We start from the raw sequence: 21,570 nt of genomic DNA on the forward strand, positions 1-21,570 counted from the left end.
ATTCACAATAAAATGTGAATTGTGCTTTAATTAAAAGGAGCAGATTGGTTATGAAGAACTTTAGAAAAAGTGTAGTCTATCAAATATATCCTAAGTCGTTTAATGATGCTAATGGAGATGGTATTGGTGATTTAAAAGGAGTGACTAAAAGACTAGACTACTTAAAGTTATTGGGTGTAGATTATATATGGTTAACGCCATTTTATATTTCTCCTCAAAGAGATAACGGCTATGATGTAGCCGATTATTGTAATATAGATCCCGTTTTTGGAACAATGGAAGACTTTGAGGAAATGGTTTCTGAAGCTAGGAAGCTTGGAATAGATATTATGCTAGATATGGTATTTAATCATACCTCTACAGAACACCCTTGGTTTAAAAAAGCTATTAGAAATGAAGAAAAATATAAAAAATACTATATATTTAAAGAAGATATAGACAGAGAGAGTCCTACTAATTGGAGCTCAAAATTTGGAGGCCCAGCTTGGGAGTATGTGGAAGAATTAAAGGCATATTATTTACATCTATTTGATGTAACTCAAGCAGACTTGAATTGGGAAAATGAAGAGGTTAGAAAAGAAATTTTTAAAATCGTTGAATTTTGGATTAATAAGGGAGTAAAAGGTTTTAGACTGGATGTAGTTAATTTAATTTCAAAACCAGAGAAATATGAGAATGATAATGAAGGCGATGGACGCCGTTTCTATACAGACGGACCCCATGTACATGAATATTTAAAGGAGCTTAATAGAGATACTTTTGGAAAGTATGATGATATTATCACTGTAGGAGAAATGTCCTCTACCACCATAGACCATTGTGTTAAGTATTCAAAACCAGAAGAAAAGGAGTTATCTATGGTGTTTAATTTTCATCATTTAAAGGTGGATTATAAAGAGGGGGATAAGTGGACCTTGATGGATTTCGATTTTAAAATGTTAAAAGAAATAATCACTTCTTGGCAGTTAGGCATTCAAGAAGGGGAGGGATGGAGTGCAGTATTCTGGTGCAATCACGATCAACCCCGTATAGTATCACGATTTGGAAATGACACTAAATATATTAAGGAGTCGGCTAAAATGCTAGCTACTACCGTACACATGCTTAGAGGAACCCCTTATATCTATCAAGGAGAGGAATTAGGCATGACTAATCCTTATTTTGAGCATATAGGCTTATATAAAGATATTGAATCTATAAATTACTACAATATTTTAAAGGAGCAAGGAAAAGCAGAAGAAGAAATAATTAAAATTTTGCAATCAAAATCCAGAGATAACTCTAGAACGCCTATGCAATGGAGTGAGGATAATAATGGCGGATTTACAGAAGGGATACCTTGGATACCCTTAAGCAAAAATTATAAATATATTAATGCAAAGCAGCAACTAGGGGATAAGGATTCTATATTTTATCATTATAAAAAGTTAATACAATTAAGAAAAGAGCTTAATATAATTTCAGAAGGTATTTTTAAACCAATGATGGAGGACCATGAAAGTGTATTTGCCTATGAAAGAGAGTTAAATAATGAGAAGCTGATAGTTATTAATAATTTCTATGAAAAAGAAGCTGTTTTTGAGCTGCCGAAGAGCTTAAAGCTTAGTGAATATAATAGTAAAATATTAATTTCTAATTATGAAGATTCTTCTGAGATATCTAATATAATAAAGTTAAGATCCTATGAGTCGGTAGTTTATTATCTTGAAAAATAACTATTAAGATGTTAATATATTTACGGTGATATGTGATGAACAGTAAATACTTAACTATTTATAATGAAATTTTAACCAAAATTGAAAATGGCTTTTATCCATCAAATACAAAGCTGCCTTCAGAAAATGAATTAATGGAGCAATACAATGTGTCTCGAGATACTATAAGAAAGTCTTTAAATCTATTAGAGGATAGTGGGCATATTCATAAAATTAAAGGAAAAGGTTCACTTATACTTGATATTAATAAATTTAATTTTCCGGTTTCAGGCATAACTAGCTTTAAAGAATTAACTCAAAATATGGGAGTAAAATCAGAAACTATAGTTCAAGAGCTTGAATGTGTTAACCCTGACAAATTTCTAAAAGCTCAACTGAATTTAAATGATGAAGCTGAAGCTTGGAAGGTCATAAGAGTTAGGAAAATTGATGGAAAAAAAATCATATTAGATAAAGATTTTTTTAATAAGGAATTTGTCCCGGTCTTAACAGAGGAAATATGTAAGGATTCCATATACGAGTATATTGAAAAGGAGTTAGGACTTAGAATTAGTTTTGCAAAAAAGGAGATAACTGTGCAGCAATGCACAGAGGAAGATAAAAAGTACTTGGATTGTGAAAATTATAATATGATTGTGGTAGTAAAGAGCTACACCTATCTTAATGATACAAGCTTATTTCAATATACTGAGTCTAGGCATAGACCGGATAAATTTAGATTTGTGGATTTCGCTCGAAGAAGCTATTAAACATCTAACAACCTTTGTAAATTCAAGGGTTGTTTTTTATAGAATATATATTTAAGAGAGAAGTTATAAAAACTTCTCTCGGTGAATTTAAAAGTTACTTATACTAAAGGGCTGTTAATTTGCGTAGTAAAAAGAAAATCATGAAGATGTCCATCATCAAAGGTAGTTCCTCCCTGCACAAGGTGAACATGCTTATTAGTGTTAGGGATAGGAATATCTGGTCCAGTAACTACTCCTATTTCGTGATGGTGATCTAATGAGTCTGTATTAGAGAGTATAACATGGACATGTCTACCACCGCCTACTGGAATAAATTCACTTGTAACTCCAGCAACTCTATGGTTATGCCTGTCCGCACCTAATTCGGCTAATTTAGTACTTTGTTCAAACTCGTGAACATGAGGGGGTATGCTCGTCGAATTGGAAGTGATTGATTCTTCATTAGTATACATACTTACTAACCTCCTTAAAATATAGAAAGTAATTTATACTTTCTTGTATATAATATGAAGAAAATGGCGAAAAGGTTCCAGAGCATTACAGGGAAATTTGTTGCAAAAGTTATTATAATAAAAAGTAATTTAAAAAAATGTAGCAAAACAGTAAGTATTGTCATAATATATAATATATAACTAGAGCACGCATGATTTAGTTATATTGAATCCACTTTTCTTCTTCTCAGTATATTTTTTAGGGGCAGCGAAAGTTGCCCTTTTTTTATATTTTAGTAATTATACAATTTTGATATACATTGCAAAAGTTCTATATATTCTCATCAAGACATAATGGAAGAATTTTAATGCAAGTATGTATTATAAAAAAGAAAAGAGCTCTCCTGAGGCTAACATCAACCTCAGGTTATGCTCTTTTTAAAGGTATTAACGAACTCTAACTTGTTGTTTTTGAAGAACTTTAACTGTTAGGAATACTACTAATTTTTCAACTAATTTTTCAAAAACTCTTGTTCCATCTTTGTGCTCAGGCTCTCTATTAATATCCGCTTCAATAAATCTTGCTGAAACTAATTCGCAGAATGGTTTTTCGTCGAAGAAAACTGTTTCTTCTCTATCGGTTTCACAAAGATCTCTTCCTATTTCTTCATCTTTACAATGTTTACAGTCGTGCTCTCTTTCACAGAAAAAGTTAGTCTCTACAGAATTAATTCTACGAGTAACTTGTGGTTGAGTAACAAAGAATACTTCTGTAACGCAACGGAATGGTATTTTAGCTGTAGTATGCTTAATATCTCCGCTTACCACATGGTCATGTGAGCAATCAGCAGTGGCGAATTCTATATTTTTTAGAACAAAGCCTTCTATGAATAATTTTCCAGATATTAATCTTCCAGTAACAGGATCTCTACGACCAGCTGTTGGAAGTAATCTGCATTGAGTTAAGAATATATCTTTTTTAATTCTCTTAATTTCAAAGAACTTTTCTTTTAACTCTATAGAAGCTTCTATATCTATTTGAATTTCTTTCTCGGCTAAAACCACAGGAATTTTAGATACAACAGGTCCGCTTATTCCCATTGGAGTTACATTTTCACCCTCGCACATAGAAAGTGTTTCAGCGTGTACTTCTCCACAAAACCTAGGTCTATCTTCACAGAAATCAGATTTATCTTCAAACATTTTAATTCCTCCTTTGATTTATGGCTTTCATTCTCTAGCCTAATATATACTATTCAATAAACCGACAATATGTTACATCTTAAAACATTTTTTTCTTTGTTTGCATAAAAATGTTGGATAATGAATGCAGAGCATGTTCTAAAATGGCAATCTTCAAGACATTATGTGCATGTATAAGTTAACAGTTGAGTTATAAAGCCTATAGATGTATGAAAAAAATCCATTAAAACTATAATTTTTCATGTGCTTTTATATTCCTATACTTATGTATAATATACTCATAGCATAAATGGTTAGTTGTACCAAATAAATGTTTACGTTTTCAAAGGATATCCTTATTAGTTATTAAATTTTAATGGAGGTAAATATGAAAATTACAATTAAACATAAGGGAAAGATTTTAATATTTTCAGCTGCCTTTATGGTATGTATGAGTATACTAAACCCTATAAGAGCTTTAGCGGCTCAGCCCCATTCATCCTATTGGTTTCCAAAGCAAATTCTACAGTGGACACCAACTAAAGATAAGGATGCTATTTTTAATAGAGCTTCAATAGGCTTAAGCAATCGTTTTAATAGTGATAAAATGAATTCAAATGCTAGTGATAAACCTAAAGTTATGGCTCTTCAAATAATGAATCCAAGTACTTCAGGTGTTCCTTCACAGGGCTCAAATAAATTTGATGTTCATACTTTTAGCTATTGGCAATATGTTGACACTTTAATTTATTGGGGAGGTTCTTCTGGAGAAGGTCTAATAGTTCCACCTAGTGCGGATGTTATAGATTCAGCCCATAAAAATGGTGTTCCAGTATTAGGAACAGTTTTTTTTCCTCCTTATGTTTATGGGGGAAAAGATGAATGGTTAAGAGACTTCTTGGTTAAAGATGAAAAAGGCAATTTCCCGGTAGCTGATAAACTTATTGAAGTAGCAAAATATTATAATTTTGATGGATGGTTTATAAATCAAGAAACAGGTACTCGATATATAACCGATAAAAAGACTCTAACAAAAGAAGATGCTACTTTAATGAAGGAATTTTTAGCTTATTTACAGAAGCATAAGCCATCAGGAATGCAAATCATATGGTATGATGCCATGATAGATGAAGGCTATGTTGATTGGCAAAATATGCTTAATGAAGAAAATAAGAATTTCTTTGGAGAAAAGGATAAAAAGGTATCTGATGGCATGTTCTTAAACTTTTGGTGGAACAATAAAGGGTGGTATAAGAGAGATAAAGCTACTATTTATTATACAGATGGTACAGAGCTTAAAAAATCAAGGGATCTTGCCACACAAATGGGAAGAAGCTGTTTTGATCTTTATGCAGGAGTAGACGTACAGGAAAAGGGATATGAGACTAGTGTGAAATGGGATGTATTGTTCCCTAATAACAATGGAAATGATGCATATACCTCCTTGGGACTATATTGTCCAAGCTGGACTTTCTTTTCTGCTAAAACTACGGAGGAGTACTTAAAGAAGGAGTCTAGGCTATGGGTTGGAGAAAGCGGAGATCCAAGGTACACTAATACTGAACATAATTGGAAAGGTATAGCAAACTACGTGGTAGAGAAAGCAACGATTACCTCACTGCCATTCACCACTAATTTTAATATGGGAAATGGTAAGTTCTACGCTGTAGATGGAAAAATTGTAAAAAATAATGAGTGGAATAATAGAAGTTTACAGGATATAATGCCTACTTGGAGATGGGTAATAAATAATAGCGGAGGAAATACATTAAAGCCAGATATAGACTATTCTACAGCTTATTATGGTGGTAGCTCTTTAAAGATAACAGGAGATTTAAAAGCTAACGAAGAAACTATGTTAAAGCTTTATAAAACTCAGTTGCTAATTAGTGATAATACTGAAGTATCTCTAACTTATAAGACTAATATTTTAAATAGTAGCGTAAAAGTGGCGCTGAACTTTAAGGAACAAGAGACTACGGAGTATTTAGATTTAGGAAATACCATGAATACTGAATGGAATACTAAGGCTATATCTTTAAAGAACTTTGCTGGAAAGACCTTAAGTTCAATATCTCTCTCCTTTAAGGAAAAGAACAATATAGCAAATTATGAAGCAAATGTAGGACAAATTTCAGTTAGAAATAATAGTAATGATAAAGCATTAGGTTTAGTATCAAATTTAAAGGTACAAGAAACTGATTTTAGAGATGGAATTTATACTGATGTAAGGTTATCATGGGATAAAATAGACGGAGATGTGCAGCAATATGAAATCTATAGAATTAAACCAGATGGAAGTAAGGAATTGTTAGGAGCTACGGCTAATAATGCCTATTATGTACAAGAGATGAGAAGAATTGACAAAGAAAATACTACTGCTTTAGAAATAATTCCTTTGAGTAAGAATTATAAACATGGTGAAGCATCAAGAGTTACTTTTCAGTGGCCTTCTTATCCTAAGCCAAAAGCTGATTTTAAAACTTCTACAAATTTTATAGCACCTGGTGAAGAAGTTAGGGTTACAAACATTTCCTCAGAAGTAACAGAAGAGGTTTTATGGAAGTTTGAAGGAGCTAATATAGAAACAAGTACAGAAATGAATCCTGTAGTTAAATATCTAAAACAAGGTATTTATACTGTTACATTAATAGCTAAAAATACCTCTGGAGAAGATGAAGTTATTAAAAAGAACTTCATAACAGTAGCTAAATCAGCTGAGGAAGGTATAAAAGATTTAGCCAATATATTAGCTTTTAATAAGTTTAATAATGCAAAAAGTGAGGAGGAAAAGAAGACTATCATCACAGCTAGCAGTTTTGTAAATGAAAAGGAAGCTCCTCAATTTGCCTTAGACAATAAGGATAATACTAAATGGTGTGCTGTAGGAGATGGACCTCATTGGTTAAAAGTAAATTTAAGCTCCACTTATGTTATAACTGAATTTACAATTAAGCATGCTGAAGCAGGTGGAGAAGGGGCTCCAATGAATACTAGAGCTTATAGAATTCAAGTAAGTGAGGATGGAGAAAATTGGACAGATGCTGTGACTGTAAAAGATAATACTGCTGGTACAACAACACATCCAGTGCCAGTTACAAAGGCTCAATATATAAGGTTGATGATAGATAAGGCCACTCAAGGTGGGGATACTGCAACAAGAATATATGGCTTTGAAATTAAAGGGTTAGAAACGGATAAAATAGTTATAGATGGCGGTAATAGTGGGAATATAGATAATGGGAGTAAACCTGAAAATGGTAATGGCAATGGCAATGCTGCAAACAATATATTGCCAGATAGCTTGGTTAAGACTGGATCTATTATAAATTTTTCAACTTTGACTATAATGGGATTGATAACATTGGCTGTTGGGGTAATTTTAAGATTTAACACATCTTTAGTATCTATATTTAAAAAAAATAAATAATTTTAGAGAAGAAGCCTTCATAAGGGGGCTTCTTTTTAAAATTTAAGAATAAAAATATCATAGGAGAAGAATAATAAAATAGGATTTTGAAAATATAAAAAAGAATAGGAGATGTTTATGTGAAGCGTCCTTATTTTGTATTTATACTTGTTTTATTTATATTAATAAGTTTTTCATCCCTAGCTTATGCAAAGGATATGAAGGAAATAGAAGAGAATCTACCTAAAAAAGGTAAGGATTCCTATACTGTTGTGGTAGATTTAAATGAGCATAAACTATACTTAATAAACGATTTTACTAAAAAAATTCATAAAACCTATCCCATAGCTGGTGGAAAACCTAGTACTCCATCACCTATAGGCACTTGGACTATTGTTGATAAAGCAGCTGGGTGGGGCGGAGGCTTCGGAACAAGATGGATGGGTATGAATGTACCTTGGGGACAGTATGGAATACATGGCACCAATAAGCCTTTATCTATTGGAGGCACTATCTCTCTTGGATGTATTAGAATGTTAAACGAGGACGTGGAGCAATTATACAAATTTGTGGGAGTTGGAACTAAAGTAATAATATACGGCGGAGCATACGGTTTAGATACAAATATATTTAGGACATTAATACCAGGAGACAGAGGCGCAGATGTTTATGAAGTTCAAAGAAGAATGCAAGATAGAGGATTTTACTCAGGGAGATTGGACGGGGTATATGGCGAGGATATGAAAGCCGAAGTAATAAAATTTAGAAAGTATAATAAATTAAGTTTAACTCACTATATTGATAAAGAATTTTATAATGCACTAGAAATAAAGCCTTTTGAGTAAGGCATCATAAAAATAACTATTTAAAGATGTGATGTATATTTTGTGTAAGACAAGTACAAAGTTATTATTAGTAGTGAGATAATTAGCAGCAGACATAGCATTACGCGAAATATACGAGCATACTACATAGTTATTTTTTAGATGCCTAAAGCATTATTTTGATTATAAGCTTAATATTTTTATACAAACAGGGCTAGGTATTTTTATAGCTTCACTGACTTGTTCTAGCCTGTTAGATTCCTTTACTATGGCAAAAGGAATAACTGTGTTAGAATTTTGATTGGCAACAAAAACAAAATTTCCAGTAGGATCTATAACAAAATCTCTAGGAAAATTACCTAAAGTAGAGCAATGACAAAGAAATTGAAGCCCTCCGGTAGTTTTATTAATTTTAAATATTGCCAAGCTATCGTGTCCACGATTTGAAGCATATAAATACTCATCATTTGGAGTTATATGAATAGCAGCTCCATAGCTAATTCCATCATATCCCTTAGGTAATGCAGAAATATATTGTATTTCCTTAAAGCATAGGTCTTTATTATCATACTCCAACACTAAAATATCTGAAGAGAGTTCATTTATGACATAAGCAAATTTACCATCATGACTAAAGGTCATATGCCTTGGGCCCGAGCCAGGTTTAACCTGTATAAAAGGAATATTTGAAGGAGATAATGTACCATCCTCTGAATTAAAATCATAGAGCATAACTTTATCTATACCTAAATCTACAGCGCAAAGATGTTTTTCATCAGTTGTCAATGTGACATAATGAACATGAGGCTTTTCTTGTCTTTCTTTATGCTTACCAAATCCTTCATGGATTATGACAGAAGAAGAGGGACATAAGCTACCATCTAGATTAATTGGATGAACCATAACTCTTCCCTCATGATAGTTAGCAGTAAATAAATATTTGTTACACCTATCAGCTCTTATATGACAAGGTGGTTTACCCGAAGCCACTTCATAGTTCAAAAGGCTAAGTTTACCACTTTGGCTATCGATGGAAAAGGCCGCTGCTCCACCTAGGGAATCTCCAAGGGAATGCTGTTTTTTTATAACTGAATAGAGATGCTTGTTGTTACTAGCTATAGTTAAATAAGTAGGGTGTTGAAGCTCTGCTAATAATCCTAAGTCTTCAACAGTCCCCTTTGAACTATCAATGGAAAAACCATATATGCCTCTACTGCCATTATCAGTATAGGTTCCTACATAAGCAATATGTTTATTCTTTGAGTTATTAATCATAAAAACCTCCATAAACACTTATAACTTTTATATTAATTATACCATATAGCATATTATGGAAGAATAAATATTGTTTTTAGTTTAAAGTCAAAGCTTGCCACTATAGATAAATATTTAGCATAAATTTACTAAAACTATCCCCAAAGTTCTGGTGTTTCTTGATAATCAGAACGAAGGGCTCTTTGCAGAATTGTTAGATTAATTTCGTCTTTACCTTTGTTTAAGGAACAAGGATAAGTTGATCCACATTTTTTGCATAAAACATAGTCTTTTTCGTTGATCTTTTCCCTATTATTAAACAGATAGGGGAGAGTGCCATTTTCAGTAGTAATACTATTATCATCTACATATTTAATTTCGTAGGTGTATACATAGGTAGCTTGACACTTAATTTGAAAATCTGAACTATTACAATTATGGCATACTAAAGTATTTTCTTTGTTTACATTCATTTTAAAATATCCTTTCATAAATAAAAATTGTATTTAATTATTATTATTATTATTTCTAATATGTAATACTTTTAAACCTTATTAACTTTTCTAAATATCTTAGTAGTGCTTTGAATAAAATTTTTGAGTTTACGCATACTAATATTACTCAATAGAAAATCTTCATAGAGACTATGAAAGGAGCTGAGTAATAAATGGATAAGCATAAGATTGTAAAGGTAAAAAAGAATGGGGATGGAGATATAACTGATGTGCAGCTTGAAAATGGAGAAGTGCATCGCATAAAAGAAGCGATAGCTATGGTGAAAAATGATCAAATATCTGGAGTAAATGTAGGTACAGCTAAAAATGGAAGAGAATTTTTAAGAAGCAATCCCAATGGAACTGATGAGGATAATTTAGATAACCTACCAAGCTTCTAAGCTATGTTTAGAATTCACTCTTTATATGATATAAAGGGTGAATTTTTTTGTATAAGTTGAACAGTAAAGAGTTCAGTGAATATATTAAATAGTGGAAAGAATTTCATAAAAGGAGATTGGAAGTGAGAATTTATATTGTTAAACCAGGAGATTCTGTTTGGTCTATAGCTAAGCGCTTTGGAGTTACTCCTCAGAGTATAGTTACTGCTAATAAGATTGAGGATTCACCTAATTTAGTAGTAGGGCAAACTCTTATAATTCCTACACAAGAAACCGCCTATAGAGTTATGCCAGGAGATAGTATTTGGTCCATTGCAAGAAAGTTTGGAGTTTCCGTTGATAGTATTTTGAGATTAAACGGAATTACTAATCCAGAAGCCATTTATCCAGGGATGATAATAAGAATACCTGAGAGTGCAAATTTATACGGAGAAATAGAAGTTAATGCCTTTATTCAACCCTCTACTCAAGAAAAAGAAAAAAGATCATTAGATGAAGCTATTAAGTATTTAACCTATATAACTCCCTTCAGCCATCATGTTACTCCAGAGGGAAACCTAACACCCTTAAATGACGAATTTATAATACAAACTGCAAAGGCTAATGGTGTATCCCCCATGCTATCTGTAACTAATATATCAGGAGCTAACTTTGATACAAAGCTTATAAGCAATATTTTAAACAGTGAAAATCTTCAGCAGACTTTAATTAATAATATATATAATTTAATTCAAAGTAAAGGCTATGATGGAGTGATAGTAGATTTTGAAAGGATACCTCCTGAGGATAGGGAGAAATACAATAATTTCTTAAGAAAATTAGTACAGCGTCTCCATCCAAGATATTTAGTAGCCACTGCTTTAGCACCAAAAACCTATGATGTCACCAGTGGAGCTTGGCATGGAGCTCACGATTATAAGGCTCATGGGGAAATTGTGGATTTTGTTATAATCATGACCTACGAATGGGGTTGGTCTGGAGGTCCGCCTATGGCTGTGGCACCAATTAATGAGGTTAGAAAAGTTATTAATTATGCAGTGTCCGTTATTCCTCCTAAAAAGATTATGATGGGAGTACCTCTTTACGGCTATGACTGGACATTACCTTACACACCTGGAGGAGAATTTGCTCAGAGCATAGGAAACCAAGAGGCTATTAATAGAGCAGGCAAATATGGAGCTGAGATAAAGTATGATGAGAAAGCTCAATCGCCTTATTATAATTATATAGATCAGAATAAGAATCAGCACGTAGTATGGTTTGAAGATGCAAGAAGTGTGGAAGCTAAGTATAAATTAGTAAAGGAGTATGGACTTAAAGGAGTTAGCTATTGGGTACTAGCTCAACCTTTCCCACAGAATTGGCCAGTATTAGATAACATGTTTTACATTAAGAAAAACAAATAAAAAATGAGAAGCATTTCCTAAGGGGAAGTACTTCATAAAAGGAAGCCTTAAAGCAAAGTGAGGTTAAATATTTAACCTTAAACTTTGCTTTTAAGCTATATATAATAAGATTCTATAGCCTGGATATTTGTAGTTAAAAAATAAATATTTTACGGTATATAAAAGGAATTGTAGGCATGAGGTAGAATTAAGTAATATTATTATTATTTTATAAGGATGTGGTTTTATGTATGATATTACTATCATTGGAGCTGGAGTAGTAGGAGCAGCTATAGCTAGAGAATTATCCAGATATAAACTAAGCATTTGCCTAATCGAAAAGGAAGAAGATGTAGGTACTGGTGCATCAAAAGCTAATAGTGGAATAATACATGGAGGTTATGCCGCTAAACACGGTACTTTAAAAGGTGAACTCTGTGCTAAAGGAAACAAAATGTTTGAAGCTTTAGAGAGAGAGCTTAATTTTGGCTATAGAAGGCCGGGAGCTTTGGTCATAGGCTTTAATGAAGAAGATGAAAAGAAAATAAGAGAGCTCTATAATAATGGTTTAACCATAGGCTGTGATGACTTAGAAATAATATATGAAGATAGAATAAGAGAGATAGAACCACATATAAATAAAGAAGTTAAAGTAGCTCTATATAGTAAAAGCGTCGGAGTAGCATCTCCCTATGAATATGCCATAGCTTTGGTAGAAAATGCTGTAGATAATGGGCTTAATCTAAGACTTAACAGTGAGGTTTTATCCATTAAAACTAAAGATGAATACTTTATAATAGAAACCACTAACGAAAACATAGAAAGCAAATATGTAATTAATGCAGCGGGGTTGTATAGCGACAAGGTTGCTGCTATGGTGGGAGCAGATAATTTTAAAATACTACCAAGAAGAGGTCAATACGTGCTTTTAGGAAAGAACCAGGCTCATCTTGTAAATACAGTAGTTTTCCAAGTGCCCACTGCAAAGGGAAAGGGAATTCTCGTAACCACCACCTATCATGGGAATTTTATGATAGGACCTAATGCAGAAGAAATAGATGATAGAGCGGATGTAGCTACTACCATAGAAAGTCTTGAATATATCATAGAAACTGCAAGAAAATCCATATCAGATTTTGAGATTAAAAAGTCCATAACTACCTTTTCAGGTATAAGAGCCATAAGCAATAGCGATGACTTTATAATCGAAGAAAGTGCCGTAAAGAGATTTATAAATGCAGCGGGAATAGACTCTCCAGGTCTTACTTCCTCACCAGCTATAGCAGAAAGAGTTATAGGGATACTAAAGCATTCAGGATTAAACCTAGTTGAAAAAGAAAACTTCAATCCGAAAAGGAAAGGTATAATTGTAAAGAAATCTAATGATTTTGACGGAAAAGTAGATCATGAAGATCCATCAAAAAATATCATATGCAGATGTGAAAAAGTCACCGAGAGTGAAATAATAGATGCTTTGCATAGAGGAATTCCAATAAAATCTACGGATGCTATAAAAAGAAGAACTAGGGCAGGGATGGGTATCTGTCAAGGTAATTTTTGCAGGGAAAGGGTAAAGAAAATAATTTCTAGAGAAATGAACATACCGCTAGAGGACATTAGCGTAAGGGGAAAGAATGCCTCAGCACCTCCTATAAGAGTAGATATTAATACCATAAGAAAATTAAATAAATGATTATAAGTAAAACTAGGGAAATATCAACCCTAGTTTTATTTATTTTAAATATTAGGTATTTAATCCTTTAAATATGTCAAAAATATTCTATAGAATTCCAATAAAATGTATTCAAGGAGATGAATTTTTTGAACATAAAATATAATGTGGGGTTGGATGTAGGCTCTACCACCCTAAAAGTTGTGATATTAGATGATGATAATAAGATTATTTATAGTAGCTATAAAAGGCATTTTTCTGATATAAAAAGTACTATAAAAAAATCTATAGAAGAAGCCTATAACTTTTTAGGAGAGAGTAAAATAACCATAACCACTACTGGTTCTGGTGGCTTATTAGTATCTAAATGGCTTAACCTACCATTTCAGCAGGAAGTAATAGCTTGTACTGCTGCTATTGAGGAGTTTTTACCAGAGATAGATGTAGCCATTGAATTAGGTGGAGAAGACGCAAAAATTACCTTTTTTAAAGAAGGTATGGAGCAGCGCATGAATGGAACTTGTGCTGGAGGTACTGGGGCTTTTATAGACCAGATGGCAACTCTGCTGCAAACAGATGCTGAAGGGTTAAACAATTTGGCTAAAGATTATAAAATAATATATCCTGTGGCAGCTCGCTGTGGGGTGTTTGCAAAAACTGATATACAACCTCTTATCAATGAAGGAGCCAGGAAGGAAGACATAGCAGTATCTATTTTACAAGCTATTGTTAATCAAACTATCAGCGGTTTAGCTTGTGGAAAGAGCATAAAGGGTAAGGTGGTGTTTTTAGGAGGTCCCCTATACTTTTTATCTGAGCTGGGCAAGAGATTTACTGAGACTCTTAAACTAGGGGAAGGAGAGGCTATATTTCCAGAACAATCTCAGCTTTATGTAGCCGTAGGAGCTGCAATGCTATCCAGGAAAGAGGAAGAAGTATACTTTAGTGACATTATAAATAAAATAAACCATGATAAATATAATGAAGAACATGAGGTAGAAAGGCTTTCCCCTCTATTTAAAAACGAAGATGAATTAAAAAATTTTAAAGAAGCTCATGGAATTCATAAAGTAGAAAGAAAAGAGCTTAAGGATTATGAGGGTGGTGCTTATTTAGGCATTGATGCAGGCTCTACTACCACAAAAATAGCTGTTATAAGCTCTAAAGGCGAGTTATTATATTCACACTATAAGAATAATGAAGGTAATACCTTAAGTTCGGTACTTGAAAGCTTAAAAGCCTTATTTAAAGTACTACCTGAGAAGGTTTATATAGCTAATTCCTGTGTTATAGGCTATGGAGAGGCTCTAATAAAGTCTGCTTTAAATATAGATATAGGTCAGGTTGAAACCTTAGCACATTATAAGGGAGCTAAGCATTTTCTTCCCGAGGTAGATTACATATTAGATATTGGCGGACAGGATATGAAATGCCTAAAGCTTAGAAATGGATTTTTAGAGTCAATTATACTCAATGAGGCTTGTTCCTCAGGTTGTGGCTCCTTTATAGAAAGCCTTGCAAAATCCTTAAATATGGATATAGCAGATTTTTCAAGGGAGGCTTTAACTTCTAGAAACCCAGTGGATTTAGGCACTCGCTGTACTGTATTTATGAATTCAAGAGTTAAACAAGCGCAAAAAGAAGGGGCGGAGGTATCGGATATATCCGCAGGCTTATCTTACTCTATTATAAAAAATGCATTATACAAAGTAATCAAAATTAAGAACTTAGAAGAAATAGGACAGAATATAGTGGTTCAAGGTGGTACATTTTATAATGATGCTGTGCTTAGATGTTTTGAGCTTATTACAGGAAAGAAGGTTATAAGACCTGATATAGCTGGACTTATGGGAGCTTTTGGAGCTGCTATAATTGCACGAGATAATTATATTAAAGGCAGTAAATCTAAAATGGTGGACTTAGATGAGCTTAATTCAATAAATTTGAAAACAAATTTTAAAAGGTGTGGAAAATGTGAGAACAATTGCTTACTCACCATAAATGAATTTGGGTCTGAAAAGGTATTTATAGCAGGAAATCGCTGCGAAAAGGCTTTAGGGGATGAAAAAGCTGATAAAAATCACCTTCCAAACCTTTATGAGTATAAATTGAAAATCATATTTGATTATAAGCCTTTAAAAATAGAGGAAGCCTATAGAGGAGTAGTGGGTATTCCAAGGGTGCTAAATATATACGAAAATTTTCCTTTTTGGGAAGCCTTTTTCAAGGAGTTAGGCTTTAGGGTAGAACTATCACCCATATCATCAAAAAAATTATATGAGCTAGGATTAGAGACCATCCCTTCAGAGTCTGTATGTTATCCTGCAAAATTGGTCCACGGTCATATTATGTGGCTTATAAATAGAAAAGTGGATTTTATATTTTATCCCTGTATTCCCTATGAGATTAAAGAGGATAGTGAAGCGAATAATAATTATAATTGTCCAATGGTAACCTCCTATGCTGAAGTTATTAAAAATAACATAGATGCATTAAAATTAAATAATATAAAATACATGAATCCTTTTCTTCCTTTAAATAGTAAAAGACGATTAATACAAAGATTGTATGAAGAATTTTCAGGGTTTAATATTAGCAAAAAAGAAATTATTGGAGCCTTGGAGAAAGCTTGGCAACGCGAAGCGGAAGTAAAGAAACTTATAAAGAAAAAAGGGGAGGAGGTACTAGAGTATTTAAGAGAAAATAATAAAAGAGGAATTGTTTTAGGAGGGAGACCCTATCATATAGATCCGGGTATAAATCACGGAATACCTAATATTATTACCAGCTTAGGCATGGCAGTATTAACTGAGGATTCCATAGCTCATTTAGGAAAGGTAAGACGGCCTTTAAGAGTTTTAGATCAATGGGTTTACTATTCAAGATTATATAAGGCTGCTAGCTTTGTAGCTAAAGAAAATAATTTAGAGATAGTGGAGTTAAACTCTTTTGGCTGCGGCTTAGATCCTATTGCCATAGAACAGGTGGAAGAAATTTTAAAAGCCAGCAATAAAAACTGTACTGTAATAAAGATTGACGAGATAAGCAACTTAGGGGCAGCCAAGATAAGATTACGTTCTTTAAAAGGTACTTTAGATGAAGAGGAGAAGAATCTTAAGTCTATAAAAATGGAAAATATAATAGAGAGCTATAATAGGATAGCCTTTACTAAAACCATGAAAAGAAGTCATACAATTCTAGCCCCACAGTTATCTCCAATACATTTTCAATTTGTGGAGAAAGCATTTAATTCTTGTGGATATAATGTAGAAGTATTACCTACTATGAATAGAGCAATGATTGAAGAGGGATTAAAGTACGTAAATAATGATGCTTGCTATCCTGCGGTTATTATTGTTGGGCAACTTATAGATGCATTGAAATCCGGTAAGTATGATATTAATAATGTATCAATGCTCATGTTCCAAACCTGTGGAGGCTGTAGAGCCAGCAACTATGTAGCTATACTGAGGAAGGCCCTAGCTGAAGCAGGCTATGATAACATTCCTGTAATTTCTATTAATTTTAGCGGTATTGAAAAAAACCCGGGCTTTAAAATGTCCTTAAGCCTAATACATAGAGCTATGATGGGAATTATTTATGGCGATCTTTTAATGCGCTTGGTTCACAGAGTAAGGCCTTACGAGAAAAATTCGGGAGCTACGAATAAATTATATGAAAAGTGGGCGGAAAGCTGTAAAAATAGCTTAGATATGCTTAGCCCTAATAATTTTAAAAAGACAATAAAAGCTATAGTTGATGATTTTGATAGCATAGAAATATTGGATATTAAAAAACCTAGAATAGGAGTAGTTGGAGAAATTTTTTCAGAATATCATCCTGTTTCTAATAATTATCTTGTAAGATTTTTAGAAGATCAAGGAGTAGAGGTAGTATTGCCCGATTTTTTAGACTTTTTCTTATACTGTGCCTTCGATAATGATTTTAGCTATGAAAAACTAGATGCTAGCTTTAAAGATAAGATAACCAGCAAAGTAGCTACTGATATTTTAGAAGTATATAGAAGTCACTTGAAGAGTTTCCTAACCTATAGTGAAAGATTTGAGGCACCTACTCATATAGCAAAATTAGCTAAGAAAGCAGAGAAGGTAGTTTCTGTGGGAAATCAAACAGGAGAAGGTTGGTTATTAACTGCTAAAATGATGAGTTTAATAGATCATGGAGTGAAGGATATATTATGTATTCAGCCTTTTGCATGTTTACCCAATCATATAACAGGCAGAGGTGCAATAAAAGAATTAAAAAGGCAAAACCCTGAAGTAAATATACTTGCTTTAGACTATGATGCTGGCATATCCGAGGTTAATCAGATTAATAGAATTAAACTAATGCTTTCCTCAGCTTTTAAAAAATTTGAAAATGAAATAAACGCTGTAAAATAAAAACTGTGGCAAGGGGACATTTACCTTGCCACATTATTAGCTATACTTGCATTACAAACTTTATTATAAATAGTGCTGTGAAGATGTACATTATTGGATGAACTTCTTTACCTCTTCCCTTAAATAGCTTGATTAATGTGTAGAATATGAAGCCTACAGCTATACCATTAGCAATGCTATAAGTAAATGGCATTATTGCCAGTGTAAAGAAGGCTGGGACTGCTTCTTCAAAGTTGTCAAAGTCAATACCCATTATAGATCCCATCATCAAAATTCCAACTATTATTAAAGCTGGAGCAGTAGCAAAGGCTGGAACTATACCTATAAGTGGAGCGATAAATAGTGTTAGGAAGAAACAAATAGCAGTAACTACTGAAGTTAAGCCTGTTCTTCCGCCTTCACTTATACCAGCAAGGCTTTCTACGTAAGTAGTAACATTACTTGTTCCTAATAAAGCGCCTATGGAGGTAGCAGTAGCATCAGCAAATAAAGCTCTATCTAACTTTCTTGGAAATCTTCCTTTTCCTATAGGTTTATCGTCAAAAATATTTGTTTTAGTAGTAGTACCTATAAAGGTTCCTATAGTATCAAAGGTATCTACTAAGCTAAAGGATATTATTATAGTTATTATTGAAACAAAGCCTACGTTAGCTGAGAATAAGTCCTTAAAGCTTAACTTCATAAAAGTTGGAGCTAGACTTGGTGGTGCACTGATGATGTTAAAGCTTTCAGGCAAGAATATGTTTAATTTATAGCCTAAACCTGTTTGAGCAATAACTCCAAGCGCTGTAGTGGTAACTATTCCTATTAAAATAGCTCCTTTAACCTTTCTGATCATTAACACTACAGTAACTACAAGACCAATGAAAGCTAGTAATGTAGCAGGATTATTAACATTACCAAAAGTCACTAAAGTTTCTTGAGAACCAACTACAAAGCCTGCTTCCTTCATACCTATTAAGGCTATGAAAAGTCCTATTCCTGCGCCGGTAGCCTTCTTTAAGCTATCTGGTATAGCATTTATTATTGATATTCTTATTTTAGTTAAAGTAATTATAATATTTATGATACCGCATATAAATACTGCAGCTAAAGCACCTTGCCAAGATATTTTACAAGTTAATACTACATAGAAGGTAAAGAAAGCATTCATTCCCATACCAGCAGCTTGAGCAAAAGGAGCATTAGCGAACAATCCCATAATAAGTGTAGCTATGATGGCAGATAAAACTGTGGCAACAAAAATGGCACCAATAATTTGGTCATTTCCAACGGATAGACCAGCTTTGGCCACTTCTCCGCCAAATAAGCCTTTGCTATTCATTCCAGCCATGCTTAACATACTTGGATTAACAAATATAATATAAGCCATGGTTATAAAGGTAGTAATACCAGCTACAATTTCCGTTCTTACATTTGTATTACTTTCTTTTAATTTAAAAAACTTGTCCAACATAGAGTGAACCCCCTCTTAAAATAAAAATAATTAAGATAAAAAAATAAGGTGTATGTTACCGCCTTATCAGTGATAACATACACCCCCTAAATATCTTTAGGTGTTGTTTTCACTCATAGAGAGACAATTTGCGGTAGTCTCGTAGAAACATTCGAACCATATTATCGAACATATATGAGTAATTAGATTAATTATTACATAATTGATGTTATACTAAATGTACAAATAAGTCAATAATAAAAGTGAACATTTTTATTGATTTTTTACAAAACATTCGTATTAACATAGTTAAAGACAAAAATAATTAAACATGCTATAATATCTTAGGAAAAGCGAGGTGTTAATTATGAGTGGAGTTGCAGGAAATGGTTGTGAAATATTGGTGCCTTTTAATGAAAGAAAACCACTTGAAGAAGTAGAAAGAAGTTTGATTAAAAAATATAGAAAACATATATGGTCTAAGTTTATAAAAGCTATAAAGGATTATAAATTAGTTGAAGAAGGAGATAAGGTAGCAGTAGCAATTTCGGGGGGGAAAGACAGTCTAGTAATGGCTAAACTTTTTCAAGAGCTTAAAAGACATGGACACTTTCAATTTGACCTAGAGTTTATAGTTATGGACCCTGGATATCATCAAAGCGTAAAAGAACTTTTAATAGATAATTGTAACTATTTAAATATTCCTATAAAGATTTTCGAGTCTGGAATTTTTAATGTAGTAGATAATATAGCAAAGGACTATCCTTGTTATATGTGTGCAAGAATGAGAAGAGGAGCCTTGTACTCTAAGGCTAGAGAACTAGGCTGCAATAAACTTGCCTTAGGACATCATTTTAATGATGTAATAGAAACCACTCTTTTAAATGTTCTTTATGCTGGCAATTTTAAAACTATGCTGCCTAAGCTTAAGGCTTCAAATTTTGAAGGTATAGAACTAATTCGTCCTTTATACTATGTAGAAGAGCAATATATACAAAAATTCACTCAAAATAGTGGCATATGGCCATTAAATTGTGCATGCATGGTAGCGGCTAAAAAAATAGGTAATAAGAGATACGAAATTAAAGAGTTAATAAAGCAGCTAAAGGTTAATTTTAATGATGTGGATAAATCTATATTTAGAGCTGCAGAAAATGTAGGTATGGAATCTATACTAGGATGGCAAAAGGATGGAAAGAGCTATTCTTATTTAGATTTTTATGATGAGGAATAAATCGAGAATAATATCTTGACAATAAGCGCTTAAGTTATATAATTTAAAAGGAAATATAATGTTGAAGAAATGGGGAATTAAATTGGCAGAGGTTGGAAAAGATAAATTAAAATTATATGGATTTAATAATTTAACAAAATCTCTTAGTTTTAATATTTACGATATCTGCTACACTAAAAGTGAAGAGGATCGTAGAAAGTATATAGAATATATTGATGAACAATATAATTCTGACAGGTTAACTAATATTTTAAAAAATGTTACTGAAATGATTGGAGCTAGTGTTTTGAATATTGCAAAGCAAGACTATGATCCCCAAGGAGCTAGTGTAACCTTGCTAATTTCAGAAGAGGAAGTCCCTTTATATGTATTAGATCCTTCATGCAATCGTGGGATGCTAACCCCAATTAGAGAAAACATAGTTGGTCATCTAGATAAGAGTCATGTAACTGTGCATACTTATCCAGAAAGTCATCCCCAAAATAATATAAGTACCTTTAGAGTAGATATAGATGTGTCCACCTGTGGAGAAATATCTCCCTTAAAAGCTCTTAATTATTTAATAGATAGCTTTGACTCAGATATAATTACCATTGACTATAGAGTGAGAGGTTTTACAAGAGACATTGATGGACATAAGCATTTTATAGATCATGAGATTAATTCCATACAAAACTTTATATCCACAGAAACCGTAGATCGATATAATTTAATTGATATGAATATATATCAATCAAATATCTTTCATACTAAAATGAAGGTTAAAGATATAAATTTAAATAATTATTTATTTGAAATTCAAGAAGAGGATTTATCCTTAGAAGAAAAGACAGATATAATAAAAAAGTTGGACAGAGAAATGACTGAAATATTTTATGGCATTAATGTGCCTAGTATATAATATAAGAAAGACGCTGCTCCACAACAATTTAAAAGCAGTGCCTTTTTTTATTGACAATATCACTAATTAGTGATATATTAA

15 protein-coding genes and 1 riboswitch are annotated in these 21,570 nt (G+C 32.7%); of the genes, 10 read left to right on the plus strand and 5 right to left on the minus strand.

Features of this window, described 5'->3' with window-relative positions:
- Window positions 1-50 precede the first annotated feature (50 nt).
- Both treC and treR read left to right on the plus strand, forming a co-directional pair.
- Window positions 51-1,715 (plus strand): alpha,alpha-phosphotrehalase, encoded by a 1,665-nt coding sequence (gene treC / locus BN2665_RS10095; RefSeq protein ID WP_055666979.1) that lies wholly within the window; start codon window positions 51-53, stop codon window positions 1,713-1,715.
- Between the two features lie 35 nt (window positions 1,716-1,750).
- Window positions 1,751-2,464 carry a trehalose operon repressor gene (treR, locus tag BN2665_RS10100; protein WP_055666980.1) on the plus strand — a complete coding sequence of 238 codons (714 nt, stop codon included), beginning with the start codon at window positions 1,751-1,753 and terminating at the stop codon, window positions 2,462-2,464.
- Between the two features lie 98 nt (window positions 2,465-2,562).
- Here treR and BN2665_RS10105 read toward each other — a convergent pair whose 3' ends face one another.
- Together BN2665_RS10105 and BN2665_RS10110 are read right to left on the minus strand one after the other, a co-directional pair.
- Window positions 2,563-2,916 (minus strand): YmaF family protein, encoded by a 354-nt coding sequence (locus BN2665_RS10105; RefSeq protein WP_055666981.1) that lies wholly within the window; start codon window positions 2,914-2,916, stop codon window positions 2,563-2,565.
- A 426-nt stretch (window positions 2,917-3,342) separates the two neighbouring features.
- On the minus strand, window positions 3,343-4,098 hold the full coding sequence (locus tag BN2665_RS10110; RefSeq protein ID WP_055666982.1) for a CsxC family protein: 756 nt from the start codon (window positions 4,096-4,098) through the stop codon (window positions 3,343-3,345).
- A 367-nt stretch (window positions 4,099-4,465) separates the two neighbouring features.
- Here BN2665_RS10110 and BN2665_RS10115 point away from each other — a divergent pair, with 367 nt between their 5' ends.
- Together BN2665_RS10115 and BN2665_RS10120 are read left to right on the plus strand one after the other, a co-directional pair.
- Entirely contained in the window at window positions 4,466-7,507 is a 3,042-nt protein-coding gene (locus BN2665_RS10115) for an endo-beta-N-acetylglucosaminidase (protein WP_074042267.1), read from the plus strand.
- A gap of 119 nt (window positions 7,508-7,626) precedes the next feature.
- The gene (locus tag BN2665_RS10120; protein WP_055666983.1) at window positions 7,627-8,331 is read left to right on the plus strand and encodes a L,D-transpeptidase family protein; all 705 of its coding nucleotides are present in this window, start codon (window positions 7,627-7,629) and stop codon (window positions 8,329-8,331) included.
- Between the two features lie 162 nt (window positions 8,332-8,493).
- Here BN2665_RS10120 and BN2665_RS10125 read toward each other — a convergent pair whose 3' ends face one another.
- Together BN2665_RS10125 and BN2665_RS10130 are read right to left on the minus strand one after the other, a co-directional pair.
- A complete protein-coding gene (locus BN2665_RS10125) occupies window positions 8,494-9,585 on the minus strand; it encodes a lactonase family protein (RefSeq protein ID WP_055666984.1) in 1,092 nt (363 codons plus the stop codon).
- Between the two features lie 134 nt (window positions 9,586-9,719).
- A complete protein-coding gene (locus BN2665_RS10130) occupies window positions 9,720-10,037 on the minus strand; it encodes a hypothetical protein (RefSeq protein ID WP_055666985.1) in 318 nt (105 codons plus the stop codon).
- A 194-nt stretch (window positions 10,038-10,231) separates the two neighbouring features.
- On the opposite strand from BN2665_RS10130, the gene BN2665_RS10135 reads away from it, so the two are divergent.
- From BN2665_RS10135 to BN2665_RS10150, 4 genes are all read left to right on the plus strand, one after another.
- A complete protein-coding gene (locus tag BN2665_RS10135) occupies window positions 10,232-10,459 on the plus strand; it encodes a DUF3892 domain-containing protein (RefSeq protein WP_055666986.1) in 228 nt (75 codons plus the stop codon).
- Between the two features lie 122 nt (window positions 10,460-10,581).
- Window positions 10,582-11,865: a glycoside hydrolase family 18 protein gene (locus tag BN2665_RS10140; RefSeq protein ID WP_055666987.1), complete on the plus strand. Its 1,284-nt coding sequence runs from the start codon at window positions 10,582-10,584 to the stop codon at window positions 11,863-11,865.
- A 226-nt stretch (window positions 11,866-12,091) separates the two neighbouring features.
- Window positions 12,092-13,537, plus strand: a complete 1,446-nt coding sequence (locus BN2665_RS10145) for an NAD(P)/FAD-dependent oxidoreductase (protein WP_055666988.1) — start codon at window positions 12,092-12,094, stop codon at window positions 13,535-13,537.
- A 128-nt stretch (window positions 13,538-13,665) separates the two neighbouring features.
- Window positions 13,666-17,919 carry an acyl-CoA dehydratase activase-related protein gene (locus BN2665_RS10150; RefSeq protein WP_423229850.1) on the plus strand — a complete coding sequence of 1,418 codons (4,254 nt, stop codon included), beginning with the start codon at window positions 13,666-13,668 and terminating at the stop codon, window positions 17,917-17,919.
- Window positions 17,920-17,959: 40 nt separating this feature from the next.
- On the opposite strand, the gene BN2665_RS10155 is transcribed toward BN2665_RS10150, so the two are convergent.
- Complete coding sequence (locus BN2665_RS10155; RefSeq protein WP_055666990.1) at window positions 17,960-19,375, minus strand: NCS2 family permease; 1,416 nt, start codon at window positions 19,373-19,375, stop codon at window positions 17,960-17,962.
- Window positions 19,376-19,471: 96 nt separating this feature from the next.
- Window positions 19,472-19,573: riboswitch (purine riboswitch) on the minus strand.
- A 148-nt stretch (window positions 19,574-19,721) separates the two neighbouring features.
- On the opposite strand from BN2665_RS10155, the gene BN2665_RS10160 reads away from it, so the two are divergent.
- Together BN2665_RS10160 and speD are read left to right on the plus strand one after the other, a co-directional pair.
- Window positions 19,722-20,588 (plus strand): tRNA 2-thiocytidine biosynthesis TtcA family protein, encoded by an 867-nt coding sequence (locus BN2665_RS10160; RefSeq protein ID WP_055666991.1) that lies wholly within the window; start codon window positions 19,722-19,724, stop codon window positions 20,586-20,588.
- Between the two features lie 58 nt (window positions 20,589-20,646).
- Window positions 20,647-21,489 (plus strand): adenosylmethionine decarboxylase, encoded by an 843-nt coding sequence (gene speD, locus BN2665_RS10165; protein ID WP_055666992.1) that lies wholly within the window; start codon window positions 20,647-20,649, stop codon window positions 21,487-21,489.
- Window positions 21,490-21,570: the final 81 nt, after the last annotated feature.

It is taken from the genome of Desnuesiella massiliensis, from assembly GCF_001403615.1.
Taxonomy (GTDB): Bacteria; Bacillota; Clostridia; order Clostridiales; family Clostridiaceae; genus Desnuesiella; species Desnuesiella massiliensis.

Excerpts from the sequence above, each read along its gene's own strand:
- treR (WP_055666980.1), top strand. The coding sequence starts at position 1,751 with ATGAACAGTAAATACTTAACTATTTATAATGAAATTTTAACCAAAATT.
- BN2665_RS10110 (WP_055666982.1), bottom strand. The coding sequence starts at position 4,098 with ATGTTTGAAGATAAATCTGATTTCTGTGAAGATAGACCTAGGTTTTGT.
- BN2665_RS10160 (WP_055666991.1), top strand. The coding sequence starts at position 19,722 with ATGAGTGGAGTTGCAGGAAATGGTTGTGAAATATTGGTGCCTTTTAAT.
- BN2665_RS10130 (WP_055666985.1), bottom strand. The coding sequence starts at position 10,037 with ATGAATGTAAACAAAGAAAATACTTTAGTATGCCATAATTGTAATAGT.
- BN2665_RS10105 (WP_055666981.1), bottom strand. The coding sequence starts at position 2,916 with ATGTATACTAATGAAGAATCAATCACTTCCAATTCGACGAGCATACCC.
- BN2665_RS10145 (WP_055666988.1), top strand. The coding sequence starts at position 12,092 with ATGTATGATATTACTATCATTGGAGCTGGAGTAGTAGGAGCAGCTATA.
- BN2665_RS10115 (WP_074042267.1), top strand. The coding sequence starts at position 4,466 with ATGAAAATTACAATTAAACATAAGGGAAAGATTTTAATATTTTCAGCT.
- BN2665_RS10135 (WP_055666986.1), top strand. The coding sequence starts at position 10,232 with ATGGATAAGCATAAGATTGTAAAGGTAAAAAAGAATGGGGATGGAGAT.
- BN2665_RS10125 (WP_055666984.1), bottom strand. The coding sequence starts at position 9,585 with ATGATTAATAACTCAAAGAATAAACATATTGCTTATGTAGGAACCTAT.
- speD (WP_055666992.1), top strand. The coding sequence starts at position 20,647 with ATGTTGAAGAAATGGGGAATTAAATTGGCAGAGGTTGGAAAAGATAAA.
- treC (WP_055666979.1), top strand. The coding sequence starts at position 51 with ATGAAGAACTTTAGAAAAAGTGTAGTCTATCAAATATATCCTAAGTCG.
- BN2665_RS10155 (WP_055666990.1), bottom strand. The coding sequence starts at position 19,375 with ATGTTGGACAAGTTTTTTAAATTAAAAGAAAGTAATACAAATGTAAGA.